General features: G+C 66.8%; 2 protein-coding genes. Both read left to right on the top strand.

Translation table 11 applies throughout. From position 1 onward, the window contains the following. Positions 1-146 (top strand): zinc-binding dehydrogenase (locus ABEA81_RS42355; protein WP_345613719.1); only part of this gene is annotated, 146 nt, incomplete at its 5' end. Between the two features lie 31 nt (positions 147-177). Beyond that, positions 178-763: amidohydrolase family protein (locus ABEA81_RS42350; protein ID WP_345613717.1), on the top strand; the 586-nt coding region annotated here is incomplete at its 3' end.

Here is a 763-nt window from a genome sequence, read left to right as displayed (position 1 = left end):
ATGCCGATCTGGCCGAGCTGATGGTGCTCGCCCAGGCCGGGAAGGTCACCCTGCACACCAAGCAGTACCCGCTGGATGCGGCGCTGGACGCGCTGCACGACCTCGACGCCGGCCGCGTGCGCGGCCGGGCGATCCTCGTCCCCTGACCGCCGCTTTCCCGAGCTGGAGGCCCCCCACATGTACTCCAAGGACGGCGAGAACTACTTCATCGTCGACAGCCACATGCACTACTGGGACGCGAGCCCGCAGAACTGGGTGCCCGGCCGGGAGAACCTGGCGAAGGGCTGGATCGACTGCTTCTACGGCTACCACCAGCTCGGCCCGCCCGAGGCCCGGTGGGACTGGGAGAAGTACTGCAAGTACTCCGAAGAGGACCTGATGCACGACCTCTTCGAGGCGGGCCACGTCGACGTCGCGATCTTCCAGTCCACCTATCTGAAGTACTGGTACACGAACGGGTTCAACACCGCGGAGCGCAACCACACGCTCACCGAGAAGTACCCGGGGAAGTTCATCACCAACGGGCGCTTCGACCCGCGGGAGGGCGACGCCGGGCTCGCCCAGCTGGAGGAGGACGCCGAGCGCTACCAGCTGAAGGGCGTCAAGCTCTACACCGCCGAGTGGATCGGGGACTCCCGCGGCTACAAGCTGTCCGACCCGGAGTGCTACCGCTTCCTGGCCCGGGCGCAGGAGCTGGGGATCAAGAACGTCCACGTGCACAAGGGCCCGACGATCTGGCCGCTGGACAAGGACGCCTTCGACG

It is taken from the genome of Pseudonocardia adelaidensis, assembly GCF_039543345.1.
Taxonomy (GTDB): domain Bacteria; phylum Actinomycetota; class Actinomycetes; order Mycobacteriales; family Pseudonocardiaceae; genus Pseudonocardia; species Pseudonocardia adelaidensis.
The sequence above is the reverse complement of the archived record's forward strand: the minus strand, read 5'-3'. Positions and strand labels throughout refer to the sequence as shown.